The sequence below is a fragment of the Bacteroides ovatus genome, assembly GCF_001314995.1.
Classification (GTDB): Bacteria; Bacteroidota; Bacteroidia; order Bacteroidales; family Bacteroidaceae; genus Bacteroides; species Bacteroides ovatus.
Window position 1 is genome coordinate 4,568,889 of sequence record NZ_CP012938.1, and the last position, 17,563, is coordinate 4,586,451.

The following is a 17,563-nucleotide window of genomic DNA, read 5'->3' on the forward strand; positions in this document are numbered from 1 at the left end:
GAATGCTTAATGGAGAAAATAGAATGAAGATAAAAATAGGATGGCTGTTCGTGACGGTATTGATGCTCACTTCATGTGGGGGAATCCGGTCTGTGCGTACAGCAAAAACAACAGCGAAAGCAGATGGAGCTTCTTTGATGAAGGAAACATTGCTTTCTGCTGAACAACAGCGTAAATATGACTACTTCTTTTTAGAAGCCATGCGGATGAAAGGAAAGAATGAGTATGATGCGGCATTTGGATTGCTACAGCATTGTCTGGATATCAACCCCACTGCTTCTTCTGCGCTTTATGAAATATCGCAATATTATATGTTCCTTCGCCAGGTGCCGCAAGGTCAGGTTGCTTTGGAGCAGGCAGTGGCTTTTGCGCCTGATAACTATTGGTATAGTCAGGGATTGGTCAGTTTGTACCAGCAACAAAATGAATTGGATAAGGCTGCGGCTTTGCTTGAGAAGATGGTGACCCGTTTCCCGTCGAAACAGGACCCTTTGTTCAGCCTTCTTGATATTTACAGTCGCCAGGAGAAGTATAATGATGTCATTTCTACATTGAATCGTTTAGAGAAACGTTTGGGTAAGAATGAGCAGCTGTCTATGGAGAAATTCCGGATTTATCTTCAGATGAAAGATGATAAGAAGGCATTTCAGGAAATAGAAAGTCTGGTACAGGAATATCCGATGGATATGCGTTATCAGGTGATACTGGGAGATGTATATCTTCAGAACGGGAAAAAGCAGGAAGCTTATGATGCATACCAGAAGGTACTGGCTGTAGAGCCTGATAATCCGATGGCTCTCTTCTCGATGGCTTCTTACTATGAACAGACCGGGCAGAAAGAATTGTATCAACAGCAACTGGATACGTTGTTATTGAACAAAAAGGTGACTTCTGATACTAAAATCAGTGTCATGAGACAGGTGATTGCGGAAAATGAACAGTCGTCCGCTAAAGATAGCACTCAGGTGATTGCCTTGTTTGACCGGATGATGAAGCAGGATATGGATGATCCGCAGATACCGATGCTTTATTCTCAATACCTGTTGTCGAAGAATATGGAACAAGAGGCTGTGCCGGTATTGGAGCAGGTGGTTGATCTGGATCCTACCAATAAGGCGGCCCGTTTGATGCTGGTTAGTGCGGCGGTGAAGAAGGAAGATTACAAGCAAATTATCAAGGTCTGCGAACCGGGCATTGAAGCTACTCCGGATGCGTTGGAACTTTATTATTATCTGGCTATCGCTTATCATCAGGCAGAACAGGGAGATAGTGTATTGAGTGTTTGTAATAGAGCATTGGAACATATAACTCCCGATACCAGAAAAGAAGTCATTTCAGATTTTTATTCTATCATGGGGGATATTTATCATACCAAGAAACAAATGACGGAGGCTTATGCTGCTTACGATTCGGCTTTGGTATATAATCCTTCCAATATTGGCGCATTAAATAATTATGCTTATTATCTGTCTGTGGAACGTCGTGACTTGGACAAGGCGGAGGAGATGAGTTACAAAACGGTGAAAGCCGAACCTAATAATTCGACCTATCTCGATACTTATGCATGGATTCTTTTTGAAAAGGGAAACTATGCCGAAGCCCGTATCTATATTGATAATGCAATGAAGAACGACGGCGAGAAGAGTGATGTGATTGTGGAGCATTGCGGAGATATTTATTTTATGACCGGCGATGTGGAAGGTGCGTTGAAATATTGGAAGAAGGCACTGGAAATGGGTAGCGAGTCGAAAACGTTGAAACAGAAAATAGAGAAGAAGAAATATATTGCGGAATGAAAAGAATCATTTATCTACTGTTGTTGGTGGTAGTGGTGTTGGCCGGCTGTAAGAGTTCGAAACACTTGGCAACTTCGGAAACTAAGACTTCGACAAAGGCTCCGACATCCAGTTACCTGGCTTCCAAGCTTCAGTTGACTATTCCCGGCAAGAAGGGAAGCATGTCTGTAGGGGGAACCATGAAGATGAAAACTCATGAGCGGGTACAAATCTCCTTATTGATGCCTATTCTGCGTACAGAAGTGGCACGTATAGAAGTTACTCCCGACGAAGTTTTATTGGTAGACAGGATGAATAAACGCTTTGTTCGTGCCACTAAAGCTGAATTGAAAAATGTATTGTCGAAGAATGTGGAGTTTTCCCGTTTGGAAAAGATATTGATGGATGCCTCTCTTCCTGGTGGAAAGACAGAGCTGACAGGAAAAGATATAGGAATTCCTTCATTAGAAAAGGCAAAAGTCCAACTTTATGAGTTCTCCACACAAGAGTTTTCGATAACTCCGACGGAACTGACGTCCAAATACAACCAGATTCCCTTGGAAGAATTAGTAAAAATGCTGGTAGCTTTATTATGATGAAACGTTTCTTTGTTATTCTAATCAGTTGCCTTTGGTTGGCAGTTCCTCTTTTCGCTCAATCGAACAAGTTGATTCGTGAGCTGGAAAGTAAACGCGGTGCGCTGCAAAAACAGATTGCCGAATCGGAATCTATATTGAAGGATACAAAGAAAGATGTGGGAAGCCAGTTGAATAGTCTGGCTGTGTTGACCGGACAGATTGAAGAGCGGAAACGCTATATCATGGCTATCAACAATGATGTGGAGGCTATCCAGCGTGAGTTGGCTTCATTGGAGCGCCAGTTGCACGGGCTGGAGAAGGATTTGAAAGATAAAAAGAAGAAATATGAAGCTTCTGTCCAGTACTTGTATAAGAATAAGTCGATAGAGGAGAAGCTCATGTTTATTTTTTCGGCAAAGAATCTGGGGCAGACTTATCGGCGTATGCGATATGTTCGTGAATATGCCACTTATCAACGTCTGCAAGGGGAAGAAATCCTAAAGAAACAGGAGCAGATACGCAAGAAGAAAGCGGAACGTCAGCAAGTGAAAGCCGCCAAAGAGAACCTGCTGCAAGAACGTGAGAGCGAAAAGGTGAAGTTGGAAGAGCAGGAAAAAGAGAAACGCACGCTAGTGACTAATCTGCAAAAGAAGCAGAAAGGATTGCAGAATGAGATAAATAAAAAACGCAGGGAAGCCAATCAGCTGAATGCCCGCATCGATAAATTAATTGCAGAAGAAATAGAGCGTGCCCGCAAGCGTGCGCAGGAAGAAGCTCGTCGTGAAGCGGCTGCCCGTAAGAAAGAGGAAAGCAAGGAGGGAAAATCCGCCGCAACGGAAACGGCCGCCAAATCGAAACCTCTTGAGGCTTATACCATGAGTAAGGCGGATCGGGAATTATCAGGTAACTTTGCCGCGAATCGCGGGAAATTGCCAATGCCTATATCCGGCGCTTATATTATCACCAGCCGTTACGGACAATATGCCGTAGAGGGGTTGCGCAACGTGAAACTGGATAACAAGGGTATTGATATTCAGGGAAAACCGGGTGCACAGGCACGTGCCATTTTTGATGGAAAGGTGGCGGCTGTATTCCAATTGAACGGATTATTTAATGTCCTCATTCGTCATGGCAATTATATTTCTGTTTATTGCAATCTTTCTTCTGCATCCGTCAAAGCCGGTGACACGGTGAAGACGAAGCAATCCATCGGTCAGGTCTTTTCTGACGGTACGGATAATGGACGGACGGTATTGCACTTCCAGTTGCGTAGGGAGAAAGAAAAGTTGAATCCTGAACCTTGGCTGAACCGATAATTGAATAAAAAACACGTAGAATGAAGTTAACTAAAATACTAATATGCTTGCTGATCTTCTGGACCGGAACACTATCCGCGTCTCCTTATTTTTCGTTCAAGAAATATCAGGTAGAAGATGGATTGTCTCATAATACCGTGTGGTGCGCCCTTCAAGATAGTTATGGCTTTATCTGGTTGGGTACCAGTGACGGACTGAACCGTTATGACGGGCGGGGCAATAAAGTGTACCGGAATGTTCTCAACGAAAAGTTCTCATTAGAAAACAATTTTGTAGAAGCCTTGATAGAGGTGGACAAGAATCTCTGGGTTGGAACAAACTCCGGACTTTATATTTATGACCGGGATACCGATCGTTTCTCTTACTTTGATAAAACGACGCAGTATAATGTGTATATCAGCAGTGAGATTAAAAAGATTATCAAGACGGAAAATGGTCTTATCTGGATTGCGACTTTGGGCCAGGGATTTTTTATTTATGATCCGAAAACAGAGGTGCTGACTCAAAATAGTGTTCAGACGTCTTTTGTATGGGACCTCTGTCAGAGCGCTGATCGGAAGAGGGTCTATATATCTTCCTTACAGGAAGGACTTTTGTGCTTTGACGAAAACGGCAAGTTTCTCCGGACGTATGAAATCTCATTGGATATAAATGCTTCCGATAGTTATAAAGTGAACTGTATTCAGAATATCGATGGAGAAATCTGGATTGGTGCGGGAAGTAATCTGTTGAGCCGTTTGGATGAACGAACCGAAGCTATAGACAATTACAGTGGTTCGGCGTTTAATTTCGGAGCTGTTCATTGTTTGTTGAAGTATACGGATAAAGAGCTGTTGGTAGGAACGGATAACGGGCTTTATCTGTTCGATCAAAATACAAACACATTTCAGCGGGCGGATAATCCCGCCGATCCGAGAAGTTTGAGCGACCAGACTATCAATGGAATGATGTGGGATGCCGAAGGGGCTCTTTGGGTGTTGACCAATTTGGGTGGGATTAACTATATGTCCAAGCAGACTAAACGTTTTGATTATTATTCGCCTGCCTATCTGTCCGGAGTGCCGGGAGCGGGGGAGGTCGTTGCTCCTTTCTGTGAGAATAAGGATGGGAATATCTGGATTGGAACTCAAAGCGGTTTGTATTTTTTCAATGCTGCTACTCGGGAGCTTTCTCCTTATGCAATAGGAGGAACTAAAAATCAAAAGTATGACATTCGTTCTCTAATGCTGGATGGTGACTATTTATGGATCGGTACTTATGCCGGGGGAATACGGGTTATCAATTTACGCACAGGGGCAGTGAAAGCCTATACTCATTCTCGTGGAATCCCCAATACGATTTGTAGCAACGATGTGTTGTGTATTTATAAAGGACGAAAAGGAGAAATTTATGTAGGAACGAGTTGGGGATTGTGTCGTTATGACGCTGCTCGAGATAACTTTATGACCATCACAAGTGTCGGTTCAATGGTTTCTGTTGTCGATATCTATGAGGATATGTACAATCATCTCTGGATTGCGACTTCCAATAGTGGTGTGTTTTCTTACAATACAATGAATGCTCATTGGAAACATTATCAGCATGAACGGGAAGATTCGACTACGATCACCAGTAATTCGGTCATTACTTTATTTGAAGATACGAAAGGAACCATGTGGTTTGGAACGAATGGGGGAGGACTGTGTTCTTTTGATGCTAAAGAGAAAAGATTCATTGAGTTTGACCCGCATAATACTTTATTACCTAACAAGGTTATTTATGCGATTGAGCAAGATCAAGGAGGTGATTTCTGGGTATCCAGCAATGCCGGAATTTTTAAGATTAATCCTGTTACCAAAGATCATTTCCGCCAGTTCACGATTAATGACGGCTTGCAAGGGAATCAGTTTATAGCTCGATCTTCATTAAAATCATCCGAAGGAAAATTGTATTTTGGTGGGATCAATGGCTTTAATGTATTCCAGCCGGAACAGTTTGTAGATAACAAATATATTCCTCCGGTTTATGTGACCGATATCCGGTTACCTTATCAAACCGATGAGCAGGAGGTGAAGAAACTGCTTCAGTTGGATAAACCGCTTTATATGGCTGATAAGGTGACTTTATCTTATGAAAACAATAGCTTCTCCATTCGTTTTGTCGCTCTTAGTTTTGAAGATCCGGGGAAGAACCGGTATTCTTACATACTTCGGGGAGTGGACAAGGAGTGGATTCTGAATACCGATAACAATATGGCTTCTTACACCAATTTGCCTCCCGGTGAGTATTTGTTCGAAGTCAGAGGCTCTAATAATGATCGTCAGTGGAACGAGAATACTACCACTTTAAAGGTGGTGATTACTCCTCCCTGGTGGCGTAGTACCTTTGCTTACTTCGTTTATGTGCTCATGCTGTTGGGATGGATCGGCTGGATGGCTTGGCGATGGAACCTCCGTGTTAAACGCAAATATAAACGGCGGATGGAAAAATACCAAACTGCCAAGGAACAGGAAGTTTATAAGTCGAAGATTAGCTTTTTCATCAATCTGGTACATGAGATACGTACTCCGCTTAGTTTGATACGGCTTCCTTTGGAGAAATTATTAGAGAAAGAGCATGAAGGAAAAGATCTCAAGTATTTGTCTGTGATAGATAAGAATGTAAATTATCTGTTGGGGATTACTAATGAATTGCTTGATTTTCAGAAAATGGAGAGTGGTACGCTACATCTGAATCTGAAAAAGAGTGATATTAAAGAACTTGTCAGTGACGTTTATAATCAGTTTACAAGCCCTGCTGAATTAAAAGGAATTGATTTGCAACTGATCGTGCCCGAACAAGAGCTGGTGTCTACGGTGGATAGGGACAAATTAAGTAAGATTCTTGTCAATCTGATGGGAAATGCCATCAAATATGCGCATGCGCGTATTGATTTGAAGCTGCTTGTCACTGATGGGGGATATGAGATACAAGTGAACGATGATGGTCCCGGAATACCAAATGAACAGAAACAAAAGATATTTGAGGCTTTCTATCAACTGCCTGACGATAAGGTGGCCACAGCAGTAGGCACTGGCATCGGATTGGCTTTTGCGAAATCTTTGGCAGAAGCTCATCAGGGAGATTTGCGTCTGGAAGATAATGTTGGAGGTGGTTCTTCGTTTATACTGTCTCTTCCGTTCAAAGAGTGGGAGACGGAAAAAATGGGCGATATTGTAGAAATATCCCCGGAGCATGCAGATGCTTCTGAAACGATCTCTTCGGAGTATGCTGGAAAGAAGTTCACAGTTCTGTTGGTTGAGGATAATGTTGATTTGCTGAATCTGACTCGTGAGTCATTGGCGGCATGGTTCCGTGTGTTGAGGGCTTCCAACGGTCGTGAAGCACTTGAAGTGCTTGCGAAGGAAAATGTGGATGTGATAGTGAGTGACGTAATGATGCCGGAGATGGATGGGCTGGAACTTTGCAGCAAGGTGAAGTCTGAAATCTCTTATTCACATATTCCGGTTATTTTGTTGACGGCGAAAACCACTTTGGAGTCTAAAGTCGAAGGACTTGAATGTGGAGCGGATGTATATGTTGAGAAACCATTCTCTGTTAAACAGCTCCATATGCAGATCGAGAATCTGTTGAAGTTGAGGCAGTCTTTCCATAAATTGATGGTGAGCTTGGCAGGAGATACGGTTGCTGTTTCGACAACGGATTTTGCGATGTCTCAAAAAGACTGTGAATTTATAGCGAAGATACAGGGAGTAATAGCCGAACAGTTGGCGGATGAGAACTTCTCGATAGATACTTTGGCGGAACAGATGAATATGAGCCGTTCTAATTTCTATCGGAAGATAAAGGCTTTGTCCGGAATGTCTCCTAATGATTATTTGAAGACACTTCGTATGAATAGAGCCGCTGAACTGATTGTGAGCGGTACCCGGATTTCTGAAGTGGCAGCGCAGGTAGGATTTACTTCTTCTTCTTATTTTGCGAAATGTTTTAAAGCGCAATATGGTGTACTGCCTAAGGAATATACAGGTCAGCCTCCGATTTCAGGTGAGGCTTGATAAAGAAGGGATAAAAGCATATAAAAAAAACTCCTGTCGTGCAATATCATTGGATATTTTCCGACAGGAGTCAAATATAAAATAATTAATCGAGTACTCTTTCTAATTAATTGAGTAGGCTTTATTTCTTTTTTTGTCCCGGGTAAGGCTCTACCATGCAACGTTTAGCCCATGCTTCATAAGCCTTTGTCATTTCAGCTACTTTTTCAGGGTATTGTGCTGCTAGATTATGCATTTCGCTCCGGTCCTCATTCAGGTTGTATAATTCCCATTTAGCGTTTTCTCCCGGACGAACCAGTTTCCAACCGTCATTAGAGAGGAATGCACGTTCATTGTAATGTTCGAATCCAAGGTAGTCATGTCCTTCACGATGTCCGGTCTTGAAGATAGGAACCAGACTCTTACCCTCCAATGGGATGATGTCATTTCCTTTATATTTGGTAGGATAAGTGGCGCCTGCCATATCGATACAAGTAGCCATGATGTCCATCACATGTCCGATTTCGGGAGTCGTTTTGCCGACATTCTTCTTGATACCTTTCGGCCAGTGAGCAATCATCGGAGTACAGATACCTCCTTCATAAGATTTGGCTTTCCAAAAACGGAACGGTGTGTTGGCTACGTTTGCCCAGCGTGCTCCCAGTGAAGCATAAGTTGTTTCCGGGCCAGGCAGCACTTCTTTGTTATGAGGATAAACCATTTTCTCCCCTTTACGTGTCATATCAGGACGGTCATTTTCTCCTGGAGAGTAGTTCTGACAATCTTCATTGCTGCATCCATTGTCGGAAAGGAATAAAATCAGTGTATTTTCAAGTTGTCCTGTCTTTTCCAGAGCATCGATTACTTGTCCTATTCCCTGGTCCATACGGTCGATCATGGCAGCATGAACAGCCATGGCACGAGCATCCCATTCAGCATGTGGGTTATCTTCCCATTTATCTTTGAACTGTCTATCAGACAGGAAATTATCCATGTTAGGGAATATACCAAGCTGTTTCTGACGTTCGTAACGGGCGTTACGGATAGCTTCCCAGCCTACTTTATAGGTATCCTTATATTTTTCAATATCTTCCGGCAGTGCATGCAATGGCCAGTGTGGTGCTGTGTAAGCCAGGTACATAAAGAATGGTTTATCGTCTTTGGCATACTCTTTCACTTCTTTCACTGCACGGTCTGAAAGCGCCTGTGTGATGTAATATCCGTCGGGTACTTCTTTCACGGGTACTTCACCTTCTACCAGACTGAATGGGTCAAAATAGTCTACTACTCCGTAGATAGTACCATAGTGGGTATCAAATCCGCGATTCACCGGATAATGACAAAGATCAGAATAGGTTTCGTGGTATACGTGATGTGCGAGCCATTCGCGTTGGTCTTTGCGTAGTGGAGTTTCTGCGATGTGCCATTTACCTACCATGCTGGTAGCATATCCTGATTCTTTCAATACCTCTGCGATAGTAACGGCATTGCGTGAGAGTGTTCCCCGGTAACCCGGCAGGTGGTCATCGAAGGTCATACGTCCGATTCCTGCCTGATGTTGATAAAGTCCTGTCAACAGGGAAGCACGCGTCGGACAACTCCGGCTGGTGTTATAGAAATGATTGAAACGTACTCCTTGTTTTGCCAGTTTGTCCAGATTAGGTGTGTGAATTTCACTACCGTAGCATCCCAGGTCGGAATAGCCTAGGTCATCTGCAAGAATTACCAGGATATTGGGTCTTTGATCGGACTTTTTTCCTTTGGCCTCTGCTGCAGAATGTCCTGCAACCATCAAGGCGGTTGGTAATAGTAAAAAATTAGAATTCATAAGTTTAATGTTGGTTTATAATTTGTTTTTCACTGTATTACTCTTTTCCTTTGTCTTTGTTTTCCTCATACCATTTACATACTTTCTTGCTCAACTTGGCAACCAAATCAGGATGCTCATTTGCGATATTATTCTTTTCGAACTTATCCTTTTCCATATCATATAATTGCGCATCGCTTCCGTCACCGTTCACTAATAATTTCCATTTTCCACTGCGTATAGCTAAATGGGGGCTTCTGTCATAAGGGTTTCCTGGAAAGCCAAAATGTTTGTTTCGTCCGAAGTCCCACATTAAATCGGTCTTGCGTTTGGCTTCCGATTTACCGAGAAGAACTTTTGAATAGTTCTGTCCATCGCCTTTGTAACCTTTTTCTGTTTTGATTCCGGCTATAGAACACAAAGTCGGATATAAATCTACTGCGCATAATACAGACTCGTTATTTACCTGTCCGGCTTTAATTTTTTTGGGATATCTAACTATGAACGGCATACGGATTCCCCCTTCATAAAGACTATTTTTAGTTCCTCTCAAATAAGCGGAACGTACAGATTTAAAGCTGGGTGCAGGACCATTGTCGCTAGTGAAAATAATGATTGTATTTTCTCCCACTCCCAACTCATCCAGGGTTTTGATGAAACGTCCGAGTTGTTTGTCCATCTCCGCTAGTACAGGAGCAAATGCTTCTTGTGTTTCCCAGCTTTTTCTTTCCTTTTGTTTGAATTCCGGTACCCAAGGGGTATGCATATCATCCGGCCATAGGTTTAGGAAGAAGGGTTCGTCTTTGTGCTTTTTTACAAACTCAATACTTTTATCTACAAAGTATTCGGTACGTCTCCAGCGTTTCACGCTGTCTTTATCCGACCAGATCCATTTGGTAGCAGTGATTGCCGGTTCCGGATCCGGACTCTCGTAAGTTGATATGTATTCATCAAAACCGTAATTCTTAATAGAAGGAGCATCATGTACGTCACGTCCGCCTCCCATGTGCCATTTTCCGATGTGTCCTGTTGAGTAACCTGCATTTTGGAAGGCACGCGCCATGGAAGGCAACTTGTCATCCAGGAAATTATGTTGTTCGCATCTCTTATTAGCAGCTTTGTCGTTCAGGAAAGTGTTGATTCCCACTTCAAGAGGAAAGAGACCTGTGGTTAATCCACAACGGGATGGAGAGCTAACCGGCGCAGAAGAGTAATATTGGTTGAATAATAGTCCGTCCTGTGCCAACTTGTCAATATTGGGAGTAGGAACGAATTTACCTCCATAACAACCTATGTCACCGATACCCATATCATCGATATAGATAATTACTACATTAGGTTTTGTTTCTGCTTGTGTGTTAGCAATAGGGAGTAGGGCTCCCAGCCAGGGTAAATGTTTTTTCAGATTCATAATTATTGTGATTTAATTAACTTCAGTTTTTCATGATGACTTTTCGCAAAAGTAGGGAAGATATCAGAGAAGGAAGGAAAAATACTAATCAATAAAGGAAAAAAAATGGTAGAATGATAGATTTCTTCTTTCTTCTAATTGAGAAAACAGGAATAGAGAAGCTCGTAGAAACCAAGAACTTCTCTATTCTTCTAATTATTCTATGATACGATCATTGGAGAAAGTATCTTGAATGGGAGCTTTACTTCGCCACGGTTTTAGTCAGTAATTGTACCCATGAGTATTTAGTGTTTGCTGCCCAATTATCCGGTGAGACTTCGATAGTACCAGTTTTTGCTGTTATTTTTTGTATGCAAATCAATCCTTTCTTTCCATTGGCTGTTTTAAACAGGTAAACTTTATTTGCCTGAATAGCTAAGACTTCGGAGATTGGATCTGCCAGATTTTCTATCGGAGTTGCATCTACTTGGGAGATTGCATTAAATTCTGATTGTGATAAAGAGGTTTCAGCAAATAATGTGTGTTGTAAACCATTAATTGTCATCAAGCCATAATCACTTCTTTTAGCAGGTGAAACAAGAACTGGTACAGTTTCGCTTCCTGAAGGCAAGATAATATCTCCGAGTGAGAAATCGACTTCGTTTGTATATTTCATGGCATCAGCGGCCATATAGGTGCGTTCAAGAAGCCATTTTATTGGTATATTTATAGACAAGATCAGAGATTTTTCTTTTCATTTCTTATATACCTTTTTACTTATATTGTTATCATTTTGAGACATGAGAAACCAATATAGTTCCCCATGTCTCAAGTTTTTAGATTACTTCCATGATTCTACTCGTAAATCATTCACAGGATCGCGACGTAACACTAATTGTTCTTTCACTTTATAGCGTTTGCCTGCCAATTCATAGGTGTAATTCAGGTTGATTTCCGGACAAGGTTTGTCTCCATTGTTGAAGGTGTAAGTCGGACTTTGGGCAATGTAGCTGCCATTTCCTTCAATGATTGTAACTCCTCCTTCTATACCTTCTATTTGAACATTGTAGTCTGAACCTGATTCGCCGTTGTTGTCGATTGTCAACTGGAAACGATTGATGTTGCTTTTTGCCAAGTTTGCTACTCCGGGTCTTAACAATTTATTTTTCGCGAGAGTACTTAGTTCCAATGTATTATTATTTATCAAGTCTTTTTCTTTATACACCACAGTGGTACCTTCTATTGTATTTCCATTATCGTCTACTTCACTTACTTCACCTTGAAGGTAGTAAACTCCGGAAAAGGAACTGACATACTTGATTGCTACAATAGAATAATCCGCTCCCTCGCGAATAGTGTTCATGGAACTTTCTGTAACTTTGAAAGGGAGGGCATAATGGGTAGTCAGACTTAATGGATCTGTATAAAAAGCATCTGTAAACTTGATTTCAACATCTGCTACAGGTAAATTAGATTTCCGCACTTTAAATATCTCCGGATCTTCCAATATGTAATACTCTTTGGGGAGAAGTGTAAGAGGAGTACCCTCTAATAAAGAAGCATCCAAGGTAAATTTAGCCCAATCATTCATGTCAACTTCTCGTTTACCTCCTAATGATACTCCTACATATATAGGCATGTCACGGTCTGATATTACTGTGCGCAATGGGTTCTGTAAAGCAAAACCAACATTTGTTGTTTCATAATCATGCGTATAATCTTCATAGCAAGACGTTAAACAAGTCGTCAAAGCGAGCAATATTATTTTTGCAATTTTCATAATCGTATCTAATATTAGTTATTATTCCACCCCATATTATTTTTGAGGTTTGGGTTCTTTAATAATTCGTCGTTAGGTAACGGCAAATAGTAATAGCGAAGTGCATCCAACGGACGTTGTTCTATTTCTTTTATTTCATAAGAAAGACCGTTATCTGTTCTTGTCACTTGTATTCCTTCAATAGTGGTATCTAGGGGAAGTAAACAGCGGCGTAAATCCCAAAAACGGTGATCTTCGAAAGCAAATTCTATACGACGTTCATTTTGGATTAATTTCCGGAATGCGTCTTTACCTTCAGAAGCTACTTCTGACAAATAGGTAGCATCTGTGATACCACCTGATTTTTCACGTATGATTTTTAAGACATCATAAGCACTATATTTGCAGTCGTCACCTTTACCTTCAGGTCCCCATGCTTCATTGGCGGCTTCTGCATAACTCAGCCAAACTTCTGTTTTACGTAATAATGGGTTAAAGTGCCGAGAATTCAATGTTTGAATCGGATCCAGCATATTTTTTTGTGTAGTAGACAAGAACTTAGATAAATAATATCCCGAACGACTGGCATAAATGTGAAAACTCTCTGAATCTTTTCCACCTTCAGATACATCAATGTTTGAGTTATAAGCTCCAAATTTTTTTCCTTGATAATATAGATTCATATTGAATCGGTTATCTCTAGCTATCAAATACGGATCTTGCTCGTCATATAATGAACGTGAATCTGTTATTGGATAACCATTTTTGGCAGGAAAGGCGGCAGCTAAATTATGGGAAGGAATTGTTTGTGCATTTCCCAAATAAAAAGGAGGATAGTGTCGGCTTTCCATACCATGTACAAGTCCCATGTAGGTGCGGAAAATAAAATCGGCCGGGGTATCACTGCCAGCGTCAGCCAAATCTTTAGCAGCCATCGCTGTAAAGGTATAGTTTATCCCTGCGTCTTTGAGCACTTCATTGGCAAAAAGGGCAGCACGCTCCCAACCAGCTTGATAAGTAGCTTCATTTAATACAGTAAAATTACCCATGCCATTTATTTGAATTACATCCTTGTCTTGATAAGCCGGACTTGCTGCATAGAGCAAAGTTCTTGCTTTAAGAGCATTTGCCGCTAATCCGCAAGCTCTACCAATTTTAGATTTTCCGACAACTACATCATCTCCTGTGTAAGTTACAGGCAAACGTCTGGCAGCTTCTTCACAGTCGGAAACAATCTGGCTGACGCAATCTTTATACGAGTCACGTTTAAACAGGCTCGGCTTCGCAGATTCCTTATCACCAATGAAATGGTTGGTGATCGTATATCCCAATGCTTCTCCTTCGTCTGTTCGTCCTCCATAAGTTTGTAACAATTTGAAGCTGCACCATGCTCTTAAAAAATAGGCTTCACCAAGTAAACGAGTCTTTATTGCCTGATCAGTTTCTTTACTTACACGATTGTATATTACATCATCTGTAACTCCTTTTTCCATGAATAGATTGATGCTTTGTATCTTATCATACATATTGTCCCAATTTCCAAGTGGATTTGTTGATCGGCTGAATGCTCCCATGCTAGCTCGGTATACACTCGAACCATAATTTCGGGTTAGTGCATTGTCTGTTGCAGCATCTAAGAAATTATCATCATAATGATCCGGAACAACCATTAAATCTGCATATACTTGCGTCAAAACGGCTTGTGCCATATCGGGATTAGTCCATACGGTCTCACTGGACCATTCATTTGTCAATTTAGGGTCAAGCAGATCTTCACAAGAAACAATACTTCCCCAAACACAGGTTAACAGTATTAATTTGCTTATTTTCATATTTGCATATTTTTAAGTTTAGAAAGAGACGGATAAACCGCCGGTTACAGTCATATAGGCCGGATAATTTGTGATTCCGGCATTTAATCTTTCCGGGTCCAGATCCTTTATTTTAGAGAAGGTAAGCAAATTTGTACCACGTACGAATAGTTTACATTTGTTTGCAAAGAATCTACCTGCCTTATTTTCAAATGTATAACTAAGTTCTACATTTTTCAAACGGAAAAATGAGCCATTCTCTGTCCAGAAACTGGAATCACGAAAGTTATTGCTTTCTGTCGTTGTTGTTAATCGGGGCATTGTACCTGAAGGATTATTAACCTCATGGTAGCGATTTAATGCTAATTCAGAGTATCCATTCAGACCATTATTCCAATAATAAGCGTTTGTACATAATTGAGTAATACCTGTATGAAGAGTTCCTAACATATAAAGTCCAAACCCTTTGTATTTGAGGTCTACATTGATTCCCCAAGTGGTTACAGGAAAACTTTGCCCTAGGCTCATACGGTCATTATCATCTACAATCCCATTGTTGTTTAAGTCAGCGTATGCAATATCGCCGTTTTGATATATACCGTATGATTGTAATGAGTGATCTTCTAATGGAATGTCTTTTCCAAATAATCCTAGTGCTTGTAAGCCAAAAATAGTACTAGTAGGCCGTCCAATGGCTTTACGATAGCTTTCCACTCCTTCTATTTCATTCCATTTATCTAATTTATTTTTTGAATAAGTCATATTGGCTCCGACTGTGTATAAAAAGTCCCGTCCGATATTCCCTTTCCAGTTGATTGCAATATCTATACCTTGATTAGTCACTTGGCCGATATTTTCATACATGGTATAATTCCCTGCTGTAGCGGCATATTGGGCGTTATTCACTCCGATGATATCTTTTCTACATTCATGGAAATAATTGAGTTCTGTGCTTAGGCGATTATTAAAGAATAATCCTTCGATACCAATATTAAACTCTTGAGAGTATTCCCATGTTAAATCAGGATTTCCCCAGCGAGCTAAACTAACTTTATGATCTGTTTGATCCTGGAAGAAATTATAGTTGCCATTATTATTCCAACCAGTTTGATACAAGAAGAATCCAGTATTACCTGTATAGCCTAATACACCGAAACTTGCTTTTAGCTTCAGAAAGTTAACAGCCTTTACTTCTTTCATGAAACTTTCGTTAGAAATTATCCATGAAGCTCCTACAGCCGGAGAAAAGAAAAAACGATCGTTTTTATCAAATTTGTTGGACCCCATACCAGCCAGAGTTAGCTCGGCTAGATAGCGTTTGTCATAACTATAGTTTAAACGCAGAGAGATGTTGGCATCTTTAAAATCTTGTGTCATTCCTGTCATCTCATTCTTTGTATACCGGAATGCGCCAATTGCTGAAAAGTCATGCACTCCTAATGTGCGTTCATATCCTATATCTGCACGCATACCAAAATAGCGGTAGGTATTATTGGAGGCTATCTTTTGCGTTTTGGGCAAATCCAGTTTTTTCATCTGTGTATATCGGGTGATAGTTTCACCGTCTAAATCACTATAAGTGTCAATGGCATAAGTTGGATAGGTATTCCTTAATTCTTGACGTAAGTAACTATAATTGTCAAAAGTTACATAAGCATTAAATGTCAATCCCTTAACGTATTTATTGAAGTCAAAATTTGCTCCAAGGTTTGTCTGGCTATTTACATACCTTTCGGAAGTGTCACCTCCATAAACCATATCTGCATATAAATTGTCTACTATCCGTGTGCTGGCTCCGAAGAATGGCGTGCCATCTTCATTGGGGGTAAACTGTCCCGATAATGTTTCATTAGGAATAATGAAAGGGTACTCATTGGGACGATTAGAAGATAATGTACTGAATATGCCTGCACCATCTTTTGCTCCCCAGTTTTTCAGTTCCACACGAGCTGCAACATCTGCTGTTACTGTAAGAAAATCGGTGATTTTAATATCCAGATTACCACGTGCATTCATACGGTGTAAAGCCGAACGTTCTCCAACTTTTTCTAATCCGGAACCACCAGTATATCCACCAACTAATGCGTATTTCACACCTTCATTACCTCCATTAAACTCAATTGTACCTTTTCGGTAGATATTTTGGTTCAATAAGAATTCATTGTAATAATCAACATTTGGATACAATACATCATTGACTCCACTACTATTTCTGTATCCTTCTAATTGTGTGTCAGTATAATAAGGATTCATTCCATCGTTTATACGAGCTTCATTAAACAATTTTGAATAGTTGTAGGAATCCAGATATTTAGGTACACGTGTAGAGGGTTGTACACCGTATTCTACCCCGACACGAACAATTCGTTTATGGGCTTCTTCTCTTTTAGTACGTACCAAAACCACTCCGTTTGTGGCGGCTGCTCCATACAGGATTTTGGCTGTAGCATCTTTTAAAACTTCGATGGATTCTATTTCTTCCGGTAAAATATCATCTATCGGGCGTTCTATTCCGTCAATAATAACCAAGGCCGTATTTGTTCCATTATTGTGTTGTCCGCGTACATATAATGTTGATGTGTTATAGCCCAAGCCGCCATCACCGGAAATAGCAATTAGCCCGGCAGCCTGTCCTTGTAAGGCATTGGATAATTGTAAATCAGGGTATTTTAATACATTTTCCATAGATAACTTGGATACTGTACCTACCAGGTCCCGCTGATACGTTTTTCCACCGTCTGCACGTTCGTGTATGTCCCTTTCTGAAGCATATAGATCTTCATTTTGTAATTTGATGACAGTGGGCTGTTCTTTTGCGAGGTTTATTACAACATCTTTATAACCGAACGCTTCAATTAATAAGGTTCCATTAGCTTTTGTTTTGAGTGCAAATTTTCCATTTGCATCTGTATAGTTTATAATAGAACCTTCACCGCTCAATACTGTTACTCCGCTTAGCGGTTTACCTGTGTTGTCTGTCACCAGCCCTTTCACTTCAATAAGGGCTGTTTTTTTCTTTTTAGGTTTATCCTGTGCTTCTAGCGAAGTGGCTATGCCGGATAATATAGCAGTGACAAACAGAATAAATATGAATTTATTATATCTTTTCAT

General features: G+C 40.8%; 10 protein-coding genes. 4 read left to right on the plus strand and 6 right to left on the minus strand.

Annotated features, from left to right (window positions below; all coding sequences use genetic code 11):
- Positions 1 to 23: 23 nt before the first annotated feature.
- Genes Bovatus_RS17535 through Bovatus_RS17550 form a run of 4 tightly spaced genes read left to right on the plus strand, consistent with a single transcriptional unit; the run spans position 24 to position 7,706 of the window.
- The gene (locus Bovatus_RS17535) at positions 24 to 1,796 is read left to right on the plus strand and encodes a tetratricopeptide repeat protein (RefSeq protein ID WP_022200118.1); all 1,773 of its coding nucleotides are present in this window, start codon (positions 24 to 26) and stop codon (positions 1,794 to 1,796) included.
- Positions 1,793 to 2,371 carry a DUF4292 domain-containing protein gene (locus Bovatus_RS17540; RefSeq protein WP_004298193.1) on the plus strand — a complete coding sequence of 193 codons (579 nt, stop codon included), beginning with the start codon at positions 1,793 to 1,795 and terminating at the stop codon, positions 2,369 to 2,371. Before Bovatus_RS17535 ends, Bovatus_RS17540 begins: the two co-directional genes overlap by 4 nt.
- Positions 2,368 to 3,669 (plus strand): murein hydrolase activator EnvC family protein, encoded by a 1,302-nt coding sequence (locus tag Bovatus_RS17545; protein WP_004298191.1) that lies wholly within the window; start codon positions 2,368 to 2,370, stop codon positions 3,667 to 3,669. Before Bovatus_RS17540 ends, Bovatus_RS17545 begins: the two co-directional genes overlap by 4 nt.
- A 20-nt stretch (positions 3,670 to 3,689) precedes the next feature.
- Positions 3,690 to 7,706 (plus strand): hybrid sensor histidine kinase/response regulator transcription factor, encoded by a 4,017-nt coding sequence (locus Bovatus_RS17550; protein WP_004298189.1) that lies wholly within the window; start codon positions 3,690 to 3,692, stop codon positions 7,704 to 7,706.
- A gap of 121 nt (positions 7,707 to 7,827) precedes the next feature.
- Here the strand turns inward: Bovatus_RS17550 and Bovatus_RS17555 are convergent, their stop codons facing one another.
- The 6 genes from Bovatus_RS17555 to Bovatus_RS17580 form a co-directional block, all read right to left on the minus strand.
- The gene (locus Bovatus_RS17555; protein WP_004324401.1) at positions 7,828 to 9,513 is read right to left on the minus strand and encodes an arylsulfatase; all 1,686 of its coding nucleotides are present in this window, start codon (positions 9,511 to 9,513) and stop codon (positions 7,828 to 7,830) included.
- Between the two features lie 37 nt (positions 9,514 to 9,550).
- Complete coding sequence (locus tag Bovatus_RS17560) at positions 9,551 to 10,903, minus strand: sulfatase family protein (RefSeq protein ID WP_004298185.1); 1,353 nt, start codon at positions 10,901 to 10,903, stop codon at positions 9,551 to 9,553.
- Positions 10,904 to 11,144: 241 nt separating this feature from the next.
- A complete protein-coding gene (locus tag Bovatus_RS17565) occupies positions 11,145 to 11,573 on the minus strand; it encodes a hypothetical protein (protein ID WP_004298183.1) in 429 nt (142 codons plus the stop codon).
- Between the two features lie 150 nt (positions 11,574 to 11,723).
- Positions 11,724 to 12,662 carry a DUF1735 domain-containing protein gene (locus Bovatus_RS17570; RefSeq protein ID WP_004298180.1) on the minus strand — a complete coding sequence of 313 codons (939 nt, stop codon included), beginning with the start codon at positions 12,660 to 12,662 and terminating at the stop codon, positions 11,724 to 11,726.
- Positions 12,663 to 12,676: 14 nt separating this feature from the next.
- Positions 12,677 to 14,473 carry a RagB/SusD family nutrient uptake outer membrane protein gene (locus tag Bovatus_RS17575; RefSeq protein ID WP_004298178.1) on the minus strand — a complete coding sequence of 599 codons (1,797 nt, stop codon included), beginning with the start codon at positions 14,471 to 14,473 and terminating at the stop codon, positions 12,677 to 12,679.
- An 18-nt stretch (positions 14,474 to 14,491) separates the two neighbouring features.
- On the minus strand, positions 14,492 to 17,563 hold the full coding sequence (locus Bovatus_RS17580) for a SusC/RagA family TonB-linked outer membrane protein (protein ID WP_004298175.1): 3,072 nt from the start codon (positions 17,561 to 17,563) through the stop codon (positions 14,492 to 14,494).